At 73.8% G+C, this 14,733-nt stretch carries 17 protein-coding genes; 7 read left to right on the forward strand and 10 right to left on the reverse strand.

Features of this window, described 5'->3' with window-relative positions; all coding sequences use genetic code 11:
- Positions 1-167 precede the first annotated feature (167 nt).
- The gene (locus Asera_RS25545) at positions 168-647 is read left to right on the forward strand and encodes a hypothetical protein (RefSeq protein WP_157034817.1); all 480 of its coding nucleotides are present in this window, start codon (positions 168-170) and stop codon (positions 645-647) included.
- Entirely contained in the window at positions 644-1,072 is a 429-nt protein-coding gene (locus tag Asera_RS25550; RefSeq protein WP_030446416.1) for a ferritin-like domain-containing protein, read from the forward strand. The genes Asera_RS25545 and Asera_RS25550 overlap by 4 nt, the downstream gene beginning before the upstream one ends.
- Positions 1,073-1,099: 27 nt before the next feature.
- On the opposite strand, the gene Asera_RS25555 is transcribed toward Asera_RS25550, so the two are convergent.
- Positions 1,100-1,798, reverse strand: coding sequence for an HAD family hydrolase (locus Asera_RS25555; RefSeq protein ID WP_030446417.1), 699 nt, complete (start codon positions 1,796-1,798; stop codon positions 1,100-1,102).
- A 107-nt stretch (positions 1,799-1,905) separates the two neighbouring features.
- Between Asera_RS25555 and Asera_RS25560 the strand changes: the two genes are divergently transcribed.
- Positions 1,906-2,613 (forward strand): hypothetical protein, encoded by a 708-nt coding sequence (locus Asera_RS25560; protein ID WP_030446418.1) that lies wholly within the window; start codon positions 1,906-1,908, stop codon positions 2,611-2,613.
- 115 nt (positions 2,614-2,728) lie between these two features.
- Here Asera_RS25560 and nadA read toward each other — a convergent pair whose 3' ends face one another.
- Positions 2,729-3,694 carry a quinolinate synthase NadA gene (gene nadA, locus Asera_RS25565; RefSeq protein ID WP_030446419.1) on the reverse strand — a complete coding sequence of 322 codons (966 nt, stop codon included), beginning with the start codon at positions 3,692-3,694 and terminating at the stop codon, positions 2,729-2,731.
- Between the two features lie 63 nt (positions 3,695-3,757).
- On the opposite strand from nadA, the gene Asera_RS25570 reads away from it, so the two are divergent.
- Both Asera_RS25570 and Asera_RS25575 read left to right on the forward strand, forming a co-directional pair.
- Positions 3,758-4,459 carry an NUDIX hydrolase gene (locus Asera_RS25570; protein ID WP_030446420.1) on the forward strand — a complete coding sequence of 234 codons (702 nt, stop codon included), beginning with the start codon at positions 3,758-3,760 and terminating at the stop codon, positions 4,457-4,459.
- Between the two features lie 50 nt (positions 4,460-4,509).
- Positions 4,510-4,755 carry a hypothetical protein gene (locus Asera_RS25575; protein WP_030446421.1) on the forward strand — a complete coding sequence of 82 codons (246 nt, stop codon included), beginning with the start codon at positions 4,510-4,512 and terminating at the stop codon, positions 4,753-4,755.
- A gap of 19 nt (positions 4,756-4,774) precedes the next feature.
- Here Asera_RS25575 and Asera_RS25580 read toward each other — a convergent pair whose 3' ends face one another.
- On the reverse strand, positions 4,775-5,500 hold the full coding sequence (locus tag Asera_RS25580; protein ID WP_030446422.1) for a VIT1/CCC1 transporter family protein: 726 nt from the start codon (positions 5,498-5,500) through the stop codon (positions 4,775-4,777).
- Positions 5,497-6,354 carry a type I methionyl aminopeptidase gene (gene map / locus Asera_RS25585; protein WP_030446423.1) on the reverse strand — a complete coding sequence of 286 codons (858 nt, stop codon included), beginning with the start codon at positions 6,352-6,354 and terminating at the stop codon, positions 5,497-5,499. Before map ends, Asera_RS25580 begins: the two co-directional genes overlap by 4 nt.
- Before the next feature lie 211 nt (positions 6,355-6,565).
- Here map and Asera_RS25590 point away from each other — a divergent pair, with 211 nt between their 5' ends.
- Entirely contained in the window at positions 6,566-7,426 is an 861-nt protein-coding gene (locus Asera_RS25590) for a histone deacetylase (RefSeq protein WP_211255585.1), read from the forward strand.
- Here Asera_RS25590 and Asera_RS25595 read toward each other — a convergent pair.
- The 5 genes from Asera_RS25595 to Asera_RS25615 form a co-directional block, all read right to left on the reverse strand.
- Complete coding sequence (locus Asera_RS25595; protein WP_211255586.1) at positions 7,404-9,593, reverse strand: RecQ family ATP-dependent DNA helicase; 2,190 nt, start codon at positions 9,591-9,593, stop codon at positions 7,404-7,406. The two genes, Asera_RS25590 and Asera_RS25595, sit on opposite strands and share 23 nt — an antisense overlap.
- Positions 9,594-9,636: 43 nt before the next feature.
- Positions 9,637-10,404, reverse strand: a complete 768-nt coding sequence (locus tag Asera_RS25600; RefSeq protein WP_030446426.1) for a 3-oxoacyl-ACP reductase — start codon at positions 10,402-10,404, stop codon at positions 9,637-9,639.
- Between the two features lie 32 nt (positions 10,405-10,436).
- Entirely contained in the window at positions 10,437-11,786 is a 1,350-nt protein-coding gene (locus tag Asera_RS25605; protein ID WP_030446427.1) for an aldehyde dehydrogenase family protein, read from the reverse strand.
- Positions 11,787-11,889: 103 nt separating this feature from the next.
- Positions 11,890-13,233, reverse strand: coding sequence for a glutamine synthetase family protein (locus tag Asera_RS25610; RefSeq protein WP_425305956.1), 1,344 nt, complete (start codon positions 13,231-13,233; stop codon positions 11,890-11,892).
- Positions 13,234-13,384: 151 nt separating this feature from the next.
- Positions 13,385-13,645 carry a GntR family transcriptional regulator gene (locus Asera_RS25615; protein ID WP_244844020.1) on the reverse strand — a complete coding sequence of 87 codons (261 nt, stop codon included), beginning with the start codon at positions 13,643-13,645 and terminating at the stop codon, positions 13,385-13,387.
- Positions 13,646-13,802: 157 nt separating this feature from the next.
- Between Asera_RS25615 and Asera_RS25620 the strand changes: the two genes are divergently transcribed.
- Positions 13,803-14,045, forward strand: coding sequence for a hypothetical protein (locus Asera_RS25620; RefSeq protein ID WP_030446430.1), 243 nt, complete (start codon positions 13,803-13,805; stop codon positions 14,043-14,045).
- A 92-nt stretch (positions 14,046-14,137) separates the two neighbouring features.
- Here Asera_RS25620 and Asera_RS25625 read toward each other — a convergent pair whose 3' ends face one another.
- Positions 14,138-14,647, reverse strand: coding sequence for an amino-acid N-acetyltransferase (locus Asera_RS25625; RefSeq protein WP_157034826.1), 510 nt, complete (start codon positions 14,645-14,647; stop codon positions 14,138-14,140).
- Positions 14,648-14,733 lie beyond the last annotated feature (86 nt).

Below are 14,733 nucleotides of genomic sequence, written 5' to 3' on the forward strand. Positions count from 1 at the left end.
GCGAGAAAGAACGGCCACCCACCCGGTTCCGGCCGCAACGGGTGGTTGCGACCACGGTCCGGGCGGAGCTGGGCGCATCGCGTAGGGTCGTGGGACACCATGACCGTGTCCGTCCGGTCGGCCCGGTGGGTGCCGCGGCCGAGCGGCGCACCGTCCGAGGATGGGGAATGGTTTCGTCGAACGTGCCGCGTCGCGGCGTGCTGACCGGCGGGGTCGCCGCCGCGGTGGCGCTGACCGCCGGCCTCACCGGCTGCCGGGACACCCCGAAAGCACAGCCACCGAGCCCGATCCTGCCGGTACGGGCGGACAGCCTGGCGCTGCTCGCCGCCTACGACGCCACGCTGCGTCGCCATCCGGACCTGGCCGACCGGCTCAAGCCGCTGCGCGAGGACCACCACCGGCACGTCCGGGAACTCGACCGCGAGCTCGGCAGCGCCACCCCCAGCGCGAGCGGTTCGGCGACCCCGTCGCCCTCGACCAGCCCGGTACCGGCCGGCGCCGACGCCGCGCTGGGCGCGCTGACCGGGCAGGAAAAGCGGTGCGAGCAGCACGCCCGGCGATCCTGCCTGACCGCCCCGGACCGGTACGCCACCCTGTTCGGCTCGATCGCGGCCTGCCGCGCCAGCCACGTGGAGGCGCTGCGATGACGCCGGCACAGCAGCGACTCCAGCAGGCGCTCGCGGCCGAACACGCCGCCGTGTACGGCTACGACGTGCTCGGGCCGCGGTTGACCGGCGCCGAGCAGACCGCCGCCCGCAACGCCGAGCAGGCCCACCGGGACCGCCGGGATGCGTTGACGCTGGCCCTGACCAAGCAGCGGGTGACGCCGGTGGCGGCCGCCCCGGGGTACGCGCTGCCCCGTCCGGTCACCGACCGGGCCAGCGCGCTGCGGCTCGCGGTGTCGTTGGAGGAACGTACCGCCGAGGCGTGGGGCGCCGGACTGCCGGCACTGTCCGCGGCGCAGCGCAGGCAGGCGGTCGAGGCGATCAGCGACTGCGCGGTGCGCGCCACCCGCTGGCGCCGGGTCGCCCGGATCACCCCGGCGACCGTGCCGTTCCCCGGCCGCCCCTGACCGCGGTCGCCGGCGCGATCTGCGCGGTCAGCCGTGGTGCCAACCGTCCAGGACGGGGAGCAGCTCGGACAGCCGCCGGACCACGGCGTCCGGCACGCCGTCGGTGTGTCCGCGCTGGGTCGCCGGGATGGTGCTGTGCGGCACGAGCACGGTGCGCATGCCGACGCTGCCGGCGCCATGGATGTCGTCGAACGTGCGGTCGCCCACGAACACGCAGCGGGCCGGGTCGGTGACCCCCACCGCGGCCATCGCGGACCGGAACGCCGCCGGATGCGGTTTGGTCACCTCGATCTCGCTGGTGTAGACGGCGCCGTCGATCAGCTCCAGCACGCCGTCCCGGGCGAAGATGCGCTCGTGGTGCGCGCGGGTCCAGGTGGTGTTGGACAGCACCCCGACCCGCACGCCGCGCTCGTGCAGCGCGGTCAGCAGCGCCACCGCCTCCGGATCGGTGTGGGTGGCGTGCTCCACCTCGGCCGCGAACACGTCGTAGGCCGCCGGGGTGGGGTCGATGCCGGCCGCGGTGAAGATCTCGGCCATGGTGCCGGAACGCTGCTGCAGCCGGCATCGCTGCCACACCGCGAACTCGGCGGCGGCGAGTGCGGCGGCGGCGCGCTCGGCGCCGGCCGGGACCAGCCGGCGGGCGACCCGCAGCCAGCTCTGCTCGTCCGGTGGGCACCACGGGGTGAGCGTGCCGCCCCAGTCGAACAACACCGCCTCGACGACCATCGCGCTCCTCTCGCCGCCGGAACCGTACCGCGTGGGTACGACGATCCCGGTTCGCCGACTGTGCCGCATCGGGCCCACGGTGGGTCGCCGCGGGCCAGAATGGCCGGATGACGACGGATCAGCTGGGTACCTCGCCGCGCTGGCAGGTCGCGGAGGCGCTGGCCGACGCGGTACGGGCCCGGCATCCCGCGCAGGTGCTCGCGGCCGGCGTGCAGGGCGCGCTCGCGCACGACGAGGACACCGGTCACAGCGAGGTGGAACTGGTCGTCGTCACGCACGGCTCCGGCGCGGGGCCGCGGCCCGCCCGCCGGCGCATCGACGGGGTGCTGCTGGATCTCGGCGTGATCGGGGCCGCCGAGTACCTGCAGCACGCCCGGACGCTGTCCACGTCGTGGCCGCTCGTGGCCGACCGGTACCTGACCACCGTGCCGATCTACGACCCGCAGGGCTGGTTCCGGCAGTTGGCGAACGCGCACCTGGCCCGGCTGGCCGAGGCGAGCGACGGCGAGTTCGCGACCCTGGCCCGGGAGGCCTGGTGCGAGGCGAAGGGGCGGCACGGCGTCGCCGCCCGCCTCGCGGAGTGGTACGACACCGACGCCGCGGTACTGGTCCTCGCCGAGGCGCGGACGGCGACGGCGGTGGTGCAGGGCCTGCTGCAGCGCACGTACTTCCGGGACAGCGTGGACGGGGTGCGCCGGGTGGGGCTGGCCGAGGCGAACCTGACCGCGGTGGCGGAGCGGCTGGCCGCCCAGGCCGAGGAGCTCGCCGCCGCCGGCCGCCCGGTCGACGGCACCATCGACGATCTCCTCGGCTGACCCGTACCGCGCCGCAACCGATGCCGGGATCGGTTGCGGCACACCAGGACCCGCGACCGCCGGACCGTGCTCACCCGCGACCGTCCGACGGCGGCGAACCGGGCTCGCCGGCGAGCTACTCGCCGCCGCCGGGGTGGCCGATGGAGATCATGCGGGTGACCGCGGCGCGGGCGGCGTCGGCGGTCGCGGCGGGCACGTCGACCTCGTCGGTGCCCTCGCGCAGCGAGCGCACCAGCTTCTCCGGCGTGATCATCTTCATGTACTTGCAGGAGGCGCGCTCGTTGACCGCCTGGAAGTCGACGCCGGGCGCGGCGCGGCGCAGCTGGTGCAGCATGCCGACCTCGGTGGCGACCAGCACCGCGGTGGCGCTGGTGTGCCGGGCCGCGGTGGCCATGTCGCCGGTGGACAGCACCTTGACCTTCTCGGCCGGTACCACGCCCTCGCCGGCGAGGTAGAGCGCCGAGGTGGCGCAGCCGCACTCCGGGTGGATGTACAGCTCGGCGCCGGGCACCGCGGCCACCCGCTCGGCGAGCTGGTCGCCGTTGATGCCGGCGTGCACGTGGCACTCCCCCGCCCAGATGTGCATGTTGTCGCGGCCGGTGAGCCGCTTGACGTGCGCGCCGAGGAACTGGTCGGGGCAGAACAGCACCTCGGTGTCGGCCGGGATCGAGGCGACCACGTCGACGGCGTTGGACGAGGTACAGCAGATGTCGGTCTCGGCCTTGACCTCGGCGGTGGTGTTGACGTACGAGACGACCACGGCGCCGGGATGTTCGGCCTTCCAGGCGCGCAGCTGGTCGGCGGTGATCGAGTCGGCGAGCGAGCAGCCGGCCGCGGCGTCCGGAATCAGCACGGTCTTGTCCGGGGCGAGGATCTTCGCGGTCTCCGCCATGAAGTGCACCCCGCAGAACACGATCGTGCTCGCCTCGCTCGCCGCGGCGAGCCGGCTCAGCGCGAGCGAATCGCCGGTGTGGTCGGCGATGTCCTGGATCTCCGGGAGCTGGTAGTTGTGCGCGAGGATCACCGCATCGCGCTCGCGGGCCAGCGTTCTGACCTCGTCGGCCCAGTCGGTGTCCACCATCGGTCCTCCCCCTCGCGGCGCGGTACGGCCGCACCGCCGGTTTTCGCCTGCTAGTCTAAAACTATGGTTCACCACGCTACCAGCGGGCCGCCCGGAGCGGAACACGAAGTCCTCGCCGCGGTGCTGTCGGTGCGAGCCGGATCACTTCGGGTACTGCTCTGGCAGCGCGCCCGCGACCCGCAGTCGGGCCGCTGGTCGCTGCCCGGCGGGCGGCTCGGTCCGGACGAGGACGTGGACGCCTCGATCCGCCGCCACCTGGCGCAGAAGGTCGACGTCGCCCGGCTGGCGCACCTGGAGCAGATCGCGGTGTTCTCCGACCCCGCGCGGATGCCCGGACGCCGGGTGGTGGCCACCGCGTTCCTCGGCCTGGTCCCGACCGACCGCGACCCGGCGCTGCCCGCCGACACCGCCTGGCAACCGGCGGACGCGCTGCCCCCGCTGGCCTTCGACCACGCCGCCATCGCCGACCGGGCCCGGGGCCGCCTGCGCGCGAAGCTGTCCTACACCAACCTCGGGTTCGCGCTCGCGCCGCCGGAGTTCACCATCTCCCAGCTGCGCGAGATCTACGCCGCGGCGCTGGGCTACCGGGTGTCGGCGACCAACATGCAGCGGGTACTGACCCGCCGCGGCGTGCTGACCCCCACCGGTGCGGCGGCACCACCCGGCCGGACCGGCGGACGACCGGCCGCGCTGTACCGGTTCGCCGAGCGCACCCTGCGGGTGACCGACCCGTTCGCGGTGCTCGGCCCGCCACGCCGCCGGTAGCCGCCGGGCGTCGCCCCGGTGGTGGCGTGGCCGGCCGCTACGATCGCGCGGTGACCGACAGCGTGCTGCTCGTGCTGCCCGACCGCGACCACGCCGACCGCATCGCGGCCCAGCTGCGCGACGCCGGGTACCGCCCGGCGTCGGTGCACCGCGACATGCTGCTCGGCGAGGACGACGCCGAGGACGTCGACTGGGTGGTCGAGCTGACCACCGGGCCCGGCGGGGCCCCCGCCGGCGACACCCTCGCCGCGCTGCGCGAGCTCGCCGACGACCACGACGGCTTCGTCACGTCCTGACCCGCAGGCCGCGCGGCGGTCAGGACAAGGCGACGCCGATCAGGGTGCCGACCAGGTACGTCGCGGCCGCGGCCAGCCCACCCAGGACCAGCTGGCGCAGCCCGTTCAGCAGCCAGTTGCGCGCGGTGAACCGGGCGAACAGCGCGCCCGCGGCGAACAGCCCGACCCCGCCGACCGCCAGCCCCAGCCACAGCTGGGAGAACCCGAGCAGGAACGTGATCAGCGGGAACATCGCACCGACCGAGAAGCACACGAACGACGAGACCGCGGCGAGCCACGGGTTCGGCACCTCGGTCGGGTCGACGCCCATCTCCTCCTGCGCGTGTACCCGGACCGCCTCGTCCAGGTTGCGGCCGACCGTCTCGGCCACCTCCCGGGCCAGCTGCTCCGGCAGCCCGCGCCGGATCCACGCCGCGGCGAGCTCCTCCGCCTCCTCGGCGGGATGCCGTTCGAGCTCGCGCCGCTCCTTGGCGATCTCGTGCGCGACCTGCTCGTTCTGGGTGCGCACCGAGGTGTACTCGCCGAGCCCCATCGAGATCGCGCCGGCGATCAGGCCGGCGACACCGGTGAGGACGATCGTGTGCCGGGAAACCCCGCCACCGCCGACCCCGGCGATCAGCGAGATGTTCGTGACCAACCCGTCCATCGCGCCGAACACGGCGGCGCGCAGCCACCCGCCGGACACGTCGGCGTGGTGGTCGGGTATCAGTGCGGCCGGTGTCACCGGCCGGTCGTGGCCGTTCATGCCACCGTCAGGATCTCGGCGCCGTCGTCGGTGACCACCAGGGTGTGCTCGAACTGGGCCGTCCACCGGCGGTCCTTGGTCACCACGGTCCAACCGTCGTCCCAGGCGTCGTGCAGGTAGGTACCGAGGGTGATCATCGGCTCGACGGTGAACGTCATCCCGGTCTCGATCACCACGTCGAGGTCGGGCCGGTCGTAGTGCGGCACGTACAGCCCGGAATGGAACGCCTCGCCGATGCCGTGCCCGGTGAAGTCGCGCACCACGCCGTAGCCGAAGCGCTTCGCGTACGACTCGATGACCCGGCCGACGACGTTGAGCGCCCGGCCCGGTTTGACCGCGCGGATGCCGCGCATGGTCGCCTCGTGGGTGCGCTCCACCAGCAGCCGTGCCTCCTGCGACACGTCGCCGGCGAGAAACGTCGCGTTCGTGTCGCCGTGCACGCCGTTCAGGAACGCGGTCACGTCGATGTTGACGATGTCGCCGTCCTCGACCACCGTCGAGTCGGGGATGCCGTGACAGATCACCTCGTTCAGCGAGGTGCAGCACGACTTGGGGTAGCCGCGGTAGCCCAGCGTCGACGGGTACGCGCCGTGGTCGCAGAGGAACTCGTGCACCACCCGGTCGATCTCGTCGGTGGTCACGCCGGGCTTGACCACCCGGCCGCCCTCGGCGAGCGCCCCGGCCGCGACCCGGCTCGCCACCCGGATCTTCTCGATCAGCTCGGGCGTCTTCACCTCAGAGCCGGTGAACGGCGCCGGCGCGGGCTTGCCGACGTACTCGGGGCGCGCGATGGTGGCCGGCACGGCGCGCTGCGGCGACAGGGTGCCGGGGGTCAGTGGAGCACGGTCAGCCATGCTCCGAGACTATCCGCCGCCGGCCCCCGCCCTGCGCCCGCGCCACCGGCCGCCCGTCCCGGCGCGCGATCACCCGATCGGGGGATGGCGATCGGCCGCGCGGTAGGGTCGGAAGCGCCATGAGTAAGCGAGCCCTCAGTGAGCGATGCGAGCAGGTCACGGGCATCGCGCCAGGATTCCCCCCGGGCGCCCGGACGAAGTCGAAGCACCGGTGAGCCATTCCCGGCACCCCCGACGCCACGCCGATGCGCAGCACGCCGATGCGCAGCACGCCGGGTCACCCCGAGCCGGTGCGGCCCGCGGAGCCGCGGCCCGCACGCACGACGCGGTCGGTACGGCGGCTCATCGCCGGCAGCGGCACGCCCTGGTCTGGTACGCGGCCTACGGGTCGAACATGTCCAGCCGGCGGTTGCGCTACTACCTCGCCGGTGGCCGGCCACCGGGCAACTCCCGGCGCTACCCGGGCGCCCGGGACGGGCGGGCGCCGGCCCGCAGCCGGGCGCTGCGCATCCCCGGCGGGGTCTACTTCGCCGGGCACAGCCGGGCCTGGGGCGGCGGCCTCGCCCTGTACGACCCGCAGCTGCCCGGCGCCGCCGCGGTGCACGCCCACCTGATCACCATCCAGCAGTTCAGCGACATCGCCGCGCAGGAGATGGCCCGGACCCCCGGGCGTGACCTGGACCTGGCCGAGGTGCTCGGCACCGGACGCGCCCAGCTCGGCCCCGGCCGTTACGAGACGCTGCTGCGCGCCGGGCCGGACGTCGACGGGATCCCCGTCCTGACGTTCACCGCGCCGTGGCAGGCGCACCAGACGCCGTGGCGCTCGCCGGCGCCGCACTACCTCGCCCTGGTCGTGCGGGGGCTGCGCGAGGCGTACGGCTGGGCGCCGGAGCGCACCGCCGCCTACCTGCGGGAACTGCCGGGCGTGCGCGGCGAGCAGGTACCCGCGGTGGTCGACCGCGTCTACGCGATCGCCGCGCCCCGGCCGGCCCGTCCCACCGCGCGGCCCGACATCGTGCTGCGCCCGAGCCCCGGCGTGCCCGGCAGCCTCAGGCCTGGACGGCAAGGGTGAACGGGAGAACCTGAGCCGCGCCGGCGACGCGCAGCGCGGACGCCGCCACGGTCAGCGTCCAGCCGGTGTCGGTCACGTCGTCGACCAGCAGCACCGGGTCGTCCGCGCCCAGCTCGGCCAGGCCGGCCGCGAGATCGTCGCCGACCGCGAACGCGTCGTGTACCGCGGCGAGCCGGTGCACCGCGTTGCCGCCGGCCCCGGCGCCCGGCGCGCCACCACCGACCCGGGACAGCTCGCCCAGGTCGCGCAGCCGGCCCACCCGGGCGAGCCGCCGCGCGAGCGAGCCGACCAGCCGCGGCCGGGTACGGGACGGTACCGCGACCACGGCGCCCGGGCGGCGCTGCCACGGCCAGTCGGCGAGCACCCGCACCACGCCGGCGAACACCTCGTCGTCGATCTCGGCGTCCGGGGCGCCGGGCCGCAGCAGGGCGCGCAGCCTCGTCCCCCAACCGATGTCGGACAGCCGGCCGAGCGCCCGGCCGGGCTCGGCCAGCTCCTCCGGGGCGATCTTGCCGGTGCGTTCGATGCCCAGCGCGGCGCCGCCGGTGGGCCACAGCTTCCGCGGCTCCACCGGTACGCCGGGGCGGCCGAGATGCTGCTGCGCCGCATCCAGCGCAGCCGCCGACACCTCCGGCTCGTACCACCGGCCGCGGCAGTTGTCGCAGCGCCCGCAGTCGGTGGCGTACGGGTCGTCGAGCGCCTCGCGCAGGAACCGTAACCGGCAGCCGTCGGTACCGACGTAGTCGCGCACCGCCTGCTGCTCGGCGGCGCGGGCGGCGGCGATCCGGGCGTAGCGCTCCGCGTCGTACCGCCAGGGCGTGCCGGTGGCGAGCCAACCGCCGCGGACCCGGCGCACCACCCCGTCCACGTCGAGCACCTTGAGCATCAGCTCCAGCCGGCTGCGGCGCAGCTCCACCCGCGACTCCAGCACCGGCGTCGAGGTCGGCTGCTCGGCCGACAGGGCGGCGAGGGTGGCCCGCACCTGGTCCTCCGGCGGGAACGCCAGCGACGCGAAGTAGCGCCAGATCGCCTCGTCCTCCGCCCCGGGCAGCAGCAGCACGTCGGCGTGTTCGACCGCGCGGCCCGCCCGCCCCACCTGCTGGTAGTAGGCGATCGGGGACGCCGGCGTGCCCAGGTGCACCACGAAGCCGAGGTCCGGCTTGTCGAAGCCCATGCCCAGCGCCGAGGTGGCGACCAGCGCCTTCACCCGGTTGGCGAGCAGGTCCTGCTCGGCCGCGGCCCGCTGGTCGGGGTCGGTACGCCCGGAGTAGGCGGCGACGCTGTGCCCGCGGGAGCGCAGGAAGTCGGCCACCTCGTCGGTGGCGGCGACAGTCAGCGTGTAGATGATGCCCGAGCCGGGCAGGTCGGCCAGGTGGTCGGCGAGCCAGGCCAGCCGGTGCGCCGGGCTCGGCAGCGGCAGCACCCCCAGCCGCAGGCTGTCCCGGTCCAGCGGCCCGCGCAGCACCAGGGTCTGGTCCGGCATCCCGCGCGCCGACTGCGGCGGCCCCAGCTGCTCGGCCACGTCGGCGGTGACCCGGGCGTTCGCGGTCGCGGTGGTGGCGAGCACCGGCACGTGCGGCTTGAGCCCGGCGAGGAACGTCGCGATGCGGCGGTAGTCGGGCCGGAAGTCGTGGCCCCAGTCGGAGATGCAGTGCGCCTCGTCGACCACCAGCAGGCCGGTGGTGGCGGCGAGCTCCGGCAGCACCCGGTCACGGAAGTCCGGGTTGTTGAGCCGTTCCGGGCTCACCAGCAGCACGTCGACCGCGCCGGTGGCGATGTCGGTCTCGATCGCCTGCCACTCGGTGACGTTCGCCGAGTTGATGGTGGCGGCCCGGATGCCGGCGCCGGCGGCGGCCTCGATCTGGTTGCGCATCAGCGCGAGCAGCGGCGAGACGATCACGGTCGGCCCGGCACCGGCGGCGCGCAGCAGCGCGGTGGCGACGAAGTACACCGCGGACTTGCCGAAGCCGGTGCGCTGCACCAGCAGGACCCGGCGCCCCATTCCGCCCTCGCCGGGCGAGGTCAGCGCCTCGATCGCCCGCCACTGGTCGTCCCGCAGCACCGCGCCCGGGCCGGCCAGCCGCTGCAGCACCGCCTCGGCGGCCGACCGTCCCGTATCGGCCGCGATGCCGGAATCGGCGGGATCGGGGCTCGCCTGGTTCGTCATCCCGCCTTGATACCAGCTACCCCCGACGACGTCGGCCGACCGGTCAGATCGGGGTGACGTAGGCGCCGGAGATGCCGCCGTCGACCAGGAACGTGGCGGCGGTGATGAACGACGCATCGTCGGAGGCGAGGAACGCCACCGCCGCCGCGATCTCCGCAGGCTCCGCGAAGCGCCCCATCGGTACGTGCACCAGCCGGCGCTGCGCCCGCTCCGGATCGGCGGCGAACAGCTCTTTCAGCAGCGGCGTGTCGACCGGCCCCGGGCAGAGCGCGTTGACCCGGATGCCCTCCCGGGCGAACTGCACGCCCAGCTCCCGGGTCAGCGCGAGCACGCCGCCCTTGCTCGCGGTGTACGAGATCTGCGAGGTCGCCGCGCCCATCACGGCCACGAACGACGCGGTGTTGATCACCGAACCGCGGCCGGCGGGGCGCATCTGCTCGATGGCGTACTTGCTGCACAGGTAGACCGAGGTGAGGTTGACCCGCTGGACCCGCTCCCAGGCGTCCAGGTCGGTGGACAGGATCGAGTCGTCCTCAGGCGGCGAGATGCCGGCGTTGTTGAACGCCACGTCGACCCGCCCGTACTCGCGGGCTACCGAGCCGAACAGCTCGCGTACCGCGGCCTCGTCGGTGACGTCGACGTGCCGGTAGGCGCCCCCGACCTGCTCGGCGATCGCGGCACCGGCGGCGTCGTCGATGTCGACGACCACGACGGTGGCGCCCTCGGCCGCGAACCGGCGGGCGGTCGCGGCGCCGATGCCGCTGCCGCCGCCGGTGACCACGGCGACCCGGCCGTCCAGACGTTCAGCCATCGCTTGCTCCTTCGTGTGTGGGCCCGGCCGGCTCAGCTGTCGGCGAGGAAGACGTTCTTGGTCTCGGTGAACCCGGCGAGCGCGTCCGGGCCGAGCTCGCGACCCAGCCCGGAGGAGCCGAACCCGCCGAACGGGGTGGCGTAGCGCACCGAGGCGTGCGAGTTGACCGACAGGTTCCCGGCCCGTACCTCGCGACCGACCCGCAGCGCCCGGCCGAGATCCCGGGTCCAGATCGAGCCGGACAGCCCGTACGCGGTGTCGTTGGCCAGCCGGATCGCGTCGGCCTCGGTGTCGAACGGCAGTACCGACGCCACCGGGCCGAAGATCTCCTCGTGCCAGGCCCGGTCGGTGCCGGCACCTCCGGCGAGCACGGTCGGCGGGTACCAGAAGCCGGGTCCGTCCGGTGCGGTGCCGCGCAGCAGCACCTCGGCATCGTCCACATAGGACCGTACCCGGTCCCGGTGCGGCGCCGAGATCAGCGGCCCCACCTGGGTTTCCGGCTCGCGCGGGTCACCCACCCGGACCGCGGCGAGCGCGTCGGCCAGCGCGGCGAGGAACGGCTCGTAGGCGCTGCGCTGCACCAGGATCCGGGTCCGGGCGCAGCAGTCCTGGCCGGTGTTGTCACAGAACGACATCGGCGCGGCCGCTGCGGCCGCCGCCACGTCGGCGTCCGCGAACACGATGTTCGCGGACTTGCCGCCGAGCTCCAGCGTCACCCGCTTCACCTGGTCGGCACAGCCGGCCATGATCTGCTTCCCCACCGCGGTCGACCCGGTGAAGCACACCTTGCGTACCGCCGGGTGGGCCACGAACCGCTGTCCCACCACCGGCCCGGCACCCGGCAGCACGGTGAACACGTGCTCCGGCAGGCCGGCGTCCAGCGCCAGCTCACCCAGCCGCAGCGCGGTCAGCGGGGTCAGCTCGGCCGGCTTGAGCACCACCGTGTTGCCGGCGGCGAGCGCCGGCGCGAAACCCCAGGACGCGATCGGCATCGGGAAGTTCCACGGCACGATGATGCCGACCACGCCGAGCGGCTCGTGGAACGTGACGTCCACCCCGCCAGCGACCGGGATCTGCCGGCCGCACAGCCGTTCCGGCGCGGCGGAGTAGTAGTCGACGACCGCTGCCGCGTTACCCGCCTCCCAGCGCGCGTTGCCGATCGGGTGGCCGGAGTTGCGCACCTCCAGCTCGGCCAGCTCGTCGGCGTGCGCCTCGATGCGCGCGGCAAACCGGCGCAGCAGCCGCCCACGGTCGGCCGGCGCCACCGCCCGCCAGGCCTCGAACGCCGCCGCCGCGCGCCCGATCGCGGCGTCCGCCTCCTCGACCGACGCCAGCGGTACGTCGCCGATCGACTCCCCGGTCGCCGGGTTGACCAGTTCCATCGCACTCCCCGGTACGTTCGCTCCCGCGGCCGCTCGACCGCCTCTTCCCGCCCGGATCATCCACCGCGTTCCCGGCCGGCCCACCGCCGGGCCGGCCCGTTCGTCACATCCGCTCGAACCCGCGGCGCAGTTCCCAGTCGGTGACCGCGGCGTCGAACGCGGCGAGTTCGACCTCGGCGCAGTGCGCGTAGTGCTCGACCACGTCGGCGCCGAACAGCTCGTGCGCCACCGCGCTGTTCCGCCACACCGCGACCGCCTCGCGCAGCGTCGCCGGCACCCGCGCGCCCGGCTGCCGGTACGCGTTGCCCGTGCACGGCGGCTCCAGCGCCAGCTCGTGCTCGATCCCGTACCGGCCGGCGGCGGTGATCGCCGCGACCGCCAGGTAGGGGTTGACGTCGCCGCCGGGCACCCGGTTCTCCACCCGCAGCGAGTCACCGTGCCCGACCACCCGCAATGCACAGGTACGGTTGTCCAGCCCCCAGCGCACCGCGGTCGGCGCGAACGAGCCGTCCCGGAACCGCTTGTAGGAGTTGACGTTCGGCGCGTACAGCAGGGTCAGCTCGGGCAGGCAGTGCAGCTGCCCGGCGAGGAACTGGCGCATCACCGGCCCGAAGCCGTACTCGCCGTCGCCGGCCAGCGCGGCCCCGCCGGCGTCGTCGCGCAGCGAGCAGTGCACGTGGCAGGAGTTGCCCTCCCGGTCGTTCGGCTTGGCCATGAACGTCAGCGACCGGCCCTGCGCGGCGGCGATCTCCTTCGCCCCGGTCTTGTACACGGTGTGGTTGTCACAGGTGGTCAGCGCGTCGGCGTAGCGGAAGGCGATCTCGTGCTGGCCGAGGTTGCACTCCCCCTTCGCGCTCTCCACCGTCATGCCGGCACCGGCCATCCCGCGCCGGATCGCCCGCAGCAGCGGCTCGACCCGTCCGGTGGCGAGGATCGAGTAGTCCGCGTTGTACTGGTTGGCCGGCGTCAGCTCGCGGTAGCCGCGCCGCCAGGCATCCTCGTACGAGTCGTCGTAGACGCAGAACTCCAGCTCGGTCCCGACGTACGGGTGCAGGCCGTGCGCGGCGAGCGCGGCCAGCTGGTCGCGCAGCACCTGCCGCGGCGCCACCGCGATCGGCTTTCCGTCCACTGTGGACACATCGGCCAGCAGCAGCGCGCTGCCGTCCCGCCACGGCAGCGACCGCAGCGTGGCGAGATCCGGCGTGAGCACCAGGTCGCCGTACCCGGTGTCCCAGCTCGACGTCGCGTACCCGTCCACGGTGTTCATCTCGACGTCGACCGCGAGCAGGTAGTCGCACGCCTCGGTGCCGTGCTCGACCACCTCGGCGAGGAAGAAGTTCGCGTCGAACCGCTTGCCCACCAGCCGCCCCTGCAGGTCGCAGGCGGCGAGCACGACGGTGTCGACGCTCTCCCCGGCCACCCGCCGCCGCAGCTCGTCGATCCCCAACGCCGGCTCCCGCCGAATCGGCGCCCCAACCCCCATCGCCGTCCCTCCCGCCCGCCGGCAGCAACTCGGTCGGGATCGAGCCTAGATTGGCGTTGCTTCGTGCCGATGACGAGGTTCGGTGATTTTGCCGGTATCAGTCCGCTTGCCGGTATCAGTCCGCGGGCTGCTGGTCCCACTTGGCGCGTGCGGCCACGAAGTGGCCCCGCCCCGGGATGGACACGACGAGCCCACGGTCGCGGAGCACGGCGACCGCCTTGCGCGCGGTGCCCCGCGCGATGCCGTACTCCTGGACCATCGAGGCTTCCGAGACGATTCGATGCCCGACGGCCCACTCGCCCGACCGGATGCGCTCGTCGACCGCGTCTGCGACCTGCACGTACACCGGATCGGGTACGTCGTAGTGGATCTCCACGTCACGAGCATGAGCCGGCGCAGGCTTACCATGATGACCAAAGGGTGACATGCCAGTCCATAGACGTACGTGGTCAGGTCATATACTCTTCGTGGTCAAGGAGAGCTACACCGTGCGCCGCCGCGCAGGGCGGCCGATGGTTCGAGAAGGGAGTGCCATGAGTCGGCCTTCGATCCGGTACGCGAGGCCCCGCGCGGGCGACGAGTGCTTCATCTGTCCGGCCGCCGGGGTGCCCGGCGTCGGATCGTGGTGGGCGCTGGTCGTGTCGACGGTGGACACGCTGACCGAGGGCACCATGTACCTGCGGGTCGTTCCGCTCGACCAGGTCGGCAGCGCCGACGCGCGGGTGCGCACCTACTTCGTCCGGCTGTCCGGACTGCTGGTGCGGCGGACGGCGTGAGCGTCCGCATCGCGCTGGGTTGGCTGTTCACCCTCGTGCTGGCGTTCGTCCTCGGCTGCTGCCACGCGTACCGGGGGCGCTGAGGCGCCGAGCTAGAGGTGGCGGAGCATGCGGGTGTTGCCGAGGGTGTTGGGCTTGACGCGTTCCAGCTCCAGGAACTCCGCGACGCCCTCGTCGGCCGAGCGCAGCAGTTCCCGGCGCACGCCGGTGTCGACCGCGGAGTCCGAGTCGATCACCGTGAAGCCGTGCCGGGCGAAGAAGTCGACCTCGAAGGTGAGCACGAAGACCCGGCTCACCCCGAGGTCGCGTGCCGCCTCCAGCAGCTCGGTGACGAGCCGGTGACCGATGCCGTGGCCGCGCTGCGTGGGGTCGACCGCGACGGTGCGGATCTCGGCCAGGTCCTCCCAGAACACGTGCACCGCGCCGCAGCCGACGACCCGGCCGTCACGCTCCGCGATCCGGAACTCCTGGATGCCCTCGTACAGGGTGACGGCGGGCTTGGTGAGCAGCCGGCGCTCCGGCGCGTACCGGTCGATCAGCGCACCGATCGCCCGCACGTCGGCGGTCCTGGCCCGCCGCACCGTCAGCGTTGGAATCTCTATGCATTGAGTTGCATGTTCATCCACCAGGGCAGCATACACGCGAGCGGGAACCGGTTACCGTCGCGGCGCGTCCGATCCGTGACCGA

Origin of the sequence: Actinocatenispora sera (assembly GCF_018324685.1) — a bacterium.
Lineage (GTDB): Bacteria > Actinomycetota > Actinomycetes > Mycobacteriales > Micromonosporaceae > Actinocatenispora > Actinocatenispora sera.

Coding starts and splice junctions, on each gene's coding strand:
- Asera_RS25545 (WP_157034817.1), top strand. CDS start 168: ATGGTTTCGTCGAACGTGCCGCGTCGCGGCGTGCTGACCGGCGGGGTC.
- Asera_RS25550 (WP_030446416.1), top strand. CDS start 644: ATGACGCCGGCACAGCAGCGACTCCAGCAGGCGCTCGCGGCCGAACAC.
- Asera_RS25555 (WP_030446417.1), bottom strand. CDS start 1,798: ATGGTCGTCGAGGCGGTGTTGTTCGACTGGGGCGGCACGCTCACCCCG.
- Asera_RS25560 (WP_030446418.1), top strand. CDS start 1,906: ATGACGACGGATCAGCTGGGTACCTCGCCGCGCTGGCAGGTCGCGGAG.
- nadA (WP_030446419.1), bottom strand. CDS start 3,694: ATGGTGGACACCGACTGGGCCGACGAGGTCAGAACGCTGGCCCGCGAG.
- Asera_RS25570 (WP_030446420.1), top strand. CDS start 3,758: ATGGTTCACCACGCTACCAGCGGGCCGCCCGGAGCGGAACACGAAGTC.
- Asera_RS25580 (WP_030446422.1), bottom strand. CDS start 5,500: ATGAACGGCCACGACCGGCCGGTGACACCGGCCGCACTGATACCCGAC.
- map (WP_030446423.1), bottom strand. CDS start 6,354: ATGGCTGACCGTGCTCCACTGACCCCCGGCACCCTGTCGCCGCAGCGC.
- Asera_RS25595 (WP_211255586.1), bottom strand. CDS start 9,593: ATGACGAACCAGGCGAGCCCCGATCCCGCCGATTCCGGCATCGCGGCC.
- Asera_RS25600 (WP_030446426.1), bottom strand. CDS start 10,404: ATGGCTGAACGTCTGGACGGCCGGGTCGCCGTGGTCACCGGCGGCGGC.
- Asera_RS25605 (WP_030446427.1), bottom strand. CDS start 11,786: ATGGAACTGGTCAACCCGGCGACCGGGGAGTCGATCGGCGACGTACCG.
- Asera_RS25620 (WP_030446430.1), top strand. CDS start 13,803: ATGAGTCGGCCTTCGATCCGGTACGCGAGGCCCCGCGCGGGCGACGAG.